3 protein-coding genes are annotated in these 3,219 nt (G+C 62.0%); all 3 read left to right on the plus strand.

What is annotated here, in order from left to right; genetic code table 11:
* Nucleotides 1–228 precede the first annotated feature (228 nt).
* Entirely contained in the window at nt 229–1,170 is a 942-nt protein-coding gene (locus ACE04F_RS06490; RefSeq protein WP_486105494.1) for a helix-turn-helix domain-containing protein, read from the plus strand.
* 75 nt (nt 1,171–1,245) lie between these two features.
* On the plus strand, nt 1,246–2,472 hold the full coding sequence (locus ACE04F_RS06495) for an RtcB family protein (protein ID WP_486105495.1): 1,227 nt from the start codon (nt 1,246–1,248) through the stop codon (nt 2,470–2,472).
* Nucleotides 2,473–2,482: 10 nt separating this feature from the next.
* A complete protein-coding gene (locus ACE04F_RS06500; protein WP_486105496.1) occupies nt 2,483–3,118 on the plus strand; it encodes a hypothetical protein in 636 nt (211 codons plus the stop codon).
* Nucleotides 3,119–3,219 lie beyond the last annotated feature (101 nt).

Genomic DNA, 3,219 nt, shown 5'->3' on the forward strand with positions numbered 1-3,219 from the left:
CCCCCCCCCCCCCGCCTCGGGTATCGGTCAAAGCGGGACACCGGCCGTTTATGGGGATTACAGCAGTGTCACCGAAGGTCGACAAACACGCAGAGGATCGTTGCGTGATACTTTTTTAACCTTCCAGCCTGGCGGTTAAAAAAGTATCAGTGGCGCGTCAGGGCGAAGCTGGCGGATCGCTGGGCAGCCAGCGTATGGTGCGGTCCATAACGCTAAGAGAGGCTCGACATGCCTGATCATCGAACGCTGCTTTACGACCAGCGCCCGCCCGAGCTGGAGGTCATCCTGCCTGAGCCCGAGCACAGCTTTCGCTGGTACGAGCATGACTATCCTTATCCCATGGCGCGCTGGAATCACCATCCGGAGTTTGAAATCCACTTGATCCGTCGGGGCAGCGGCAGGCTGCTGGCGGGTGACTACATCGGCCCGTTCGGGCCCGGCCATGTGGCGATGATCGGTCCGGGCCTGCCCCACGACTGGATGGGCGACCTGGCGCCTGGCGAGCATCTGGCTGGGCGTGACGTGGTGTTGCAGTTCTGTGGCGCCACCCTCATGGCCCTGCGCCAGACACTGCCGGAACTGGGAAACCTGCAACGCCTGTTCGAACAGGCACGCCGTGGCCTGGCCTTCAACGGCGGCACCGCGCGGCGCGCCGCGCAGTTGCTCGAAGCGATCGGACCGGCCCGGGGCGTGGCGCGGCTGGCACTGTTTTTCGAACTGCTCGACACCCTTGGTCGCGCTCGCGAGAGCGATGTCCTGTGCCTGGCCAGCCCTTGCTACGCGCCGACGCTCGATGAGCGCAGCTCGGCGCGCATTCAGAAAGCCTTCGAATATCTGCAAGCCGAACTGACCGGCGACCTGCGCCTGTCGGTGATCGCCCGGCAACTGGGCATGAGCGAACCCGGTTTCTCGCGCTTCTTCAAGCGCATCACCGGTCATGGATTCATCGACCTGATGCGCAAGCTCCGGGTCCAGCGTGCCTGCCGGCTGCTGTCGCAGAGCGAAATGGCGGTGACCGACATCTGTTTTGAAGTGGGCTACAACAACCTGTCCAACTTCAATCGGCATTTCCGTATCGAAATGAACCAGACGCCCAGCGACTATCGCCGAGGCGTTATTTCCGGCTCGCCACATCCAGACACGCAACCGCGTTCGACAAATCCTCGCTGAATCTGCGTTCATGCCCAGTGTCGAAATTCTGAGCCGGCAATCAAGCGCGGCTCGTCATTGAACAGAACCGCGACCATGCACGAGAAAACCTACGAATTGCTGCAAGTCGCCAACGGCAAGCCCATCAAACTCTGGACCCAGGGCGTGCCGGTGGAGGCCGAAGCCCGCCAGCAATTAATGAACACGGCGAAAATGCCATTCATTTTCAAACACCTGGCGGTGATGCCCGATGTGCACCTGGGCAAGGGCTCGACCATCGGCAGCGTGATCCCGACCGTAGGCGCGATCATTCCGGCGGCGGTAGGGGTGGATATCGGTTGCGGCATGATCGCCGCGCGCACTTCGCTTGATGCCGCCGATTTGCCGGACAACCTCCAGGCCCTGCGCAGCGCCATCGAAAAAGCCGTGCCCCATGGGCGCAGCCTCAGCCATGGCGGACGCGACAAGGGCGCCTGGAGCAATGTCCCACGCGAGGCCGACCAGGCGTGGGTCGCGCTGGCCGCGCGCTTCAAGGCGATTACCGACAAATACCCGAAGCTGGCCCGGACCAACAACCGTCAGCATCTGGGTACGCTGGGTAGCGGTAATCATTTCATCGAAGTGTGCCTGGATGAGGCCAACCGGGTCTGGTTCATGTTGCACAGTGGCTCCCGGGGCGTGGGCAATGCCATCGGCAATCTGTTCATCCAGTTGGCCCAGGCCGACATGCGCCAGCACCTCGCCAATCTGCCGGACCGTGACCTGGCCTACTTCGAGGAGGGCAGCCGGCATTTCGACGATTATGTCGAAGCGGTGGGCTGGGCCCAGGATTTCGCCCGGCAGAATCGGGCCTTGATGATGGACGCGGTGATACGTGCCGCCCGCCAGGTTATCGGCAAACCGTTCGAAGTGGCGCTGGAAGCGGTGAATTGTCATCACAACTATGTGCAGAAAGAGCGACACTTTGGACACGACGTACTGGTGACGCGCAAGGGCGCGGTGTCGGCCAGGAAAGGCGAGTTGGGTATCATCCCCGGTTCGATGGGCGCCAGGAGTTTTATCGTGCGCGGCCTGGGCAACGAGCAATCGTTTTGTTCGTGCAGCCACGGTGCCGGCCGGGTCATGAGCCGGACCGAGGCGAAAAGGCGTTTCAGCGTCGAGGATCAGGTCCGCGCGACCGCCCATGTGGAATGCCGGAAGGACGCCGCGGTGATTGATGAAATTCCGATGGCCTACAAAGACATAGACAAGGTAATGCATGCACAACGTGAACTTGTCGAAGTGCTGCATACCCTGCGTCAGGTCGTCTGTGTGAAAGGTTAGCGGAGCCAACATGTTGAGCATCGTCGAGCAGGCAGCCAGTGAAGCGTTGCGTCAGCGAATGGAGGCGGCCGGTTGCGCCTTCGAATTCCTGGCACTTGCTCCCGAAGCGGATGAAATCGTCGATCAGTCGCTGCACCGCCAGGCCGTGGACCGACTGTTCCAGCACATCGAGGCACAATGGCTTGAGCGAGATCGCCAACTGCGCCTTGATCCGCGCTATGCCGATATCGCCCCACCGAGCATGCACTGGGACCTGAGCAAGGCCGTTCCCAAGGCGCTGGGTCAGGATCAGGTCATCCGGCTCATGCGCACGGGAAAAACTGAACGCAACCCGCAAGCCTATGCCTTGTACGACGCGTTCTGCGAGCCGCCCTACAGCACCCGCTTCACCAACGACACGCCCCAGGCGCTGTTCAAAGAGTGGCTTGAACTGCTCGGACTTGTGCCGGATAGCGGCGTGGTGGTGCTGGACTGGGTCGACAACTTCAACTTCAACGCATTGGCCAGCGACGAGCCCGATCCCGCCCGGGATCCCTGGAGCGACTATTTCGATGATGGCCTGGAGTGGTGGGGCGTGTGGTGCCTGAGCATCTGGAATCCCGGGCGCCGGACCCTGGGTGTGCTGACGGCGAGCACGACGGATTGAGCGCTTCCAGCGCCGGGCAGTATTGGACTGACCAAAAACCGTGGGGGGGGGGGGTGCTCCCGCTCGGCTGCGCAGCAGTCGCAAAGGCTACTGCGGTCTGC

The sequence above is a fragment of the Pseudomonas sp. AGC41 genome, from assembly GCF_057334555.1.

Bases quoted from the DNA above. Each gene is read 5' to 3' on its own strand.
- ACE04F_RS06495 (WP_486105495.1), top strand. From the start codon at position 1,246: ATGCACGAGAAAACCTACGAATTGCTGCAAGTCGCCAACGGCAAGCCC.
- ACE04F_RS06500 (WP_486105496.1), top strand. From the start codon at position 2,483: ATGTTGAGCATCGTCGAGCAGGCAGCCAGTGAAGCGTTGCGTCAGCGA.
- ACE04F_RS06490 (WP_486105494.1), top strand. From the start codon at position 229: ATGCCTGATCATCGAACGCTGCTTTACGACCAGCGCCCGCCCGAGCTG.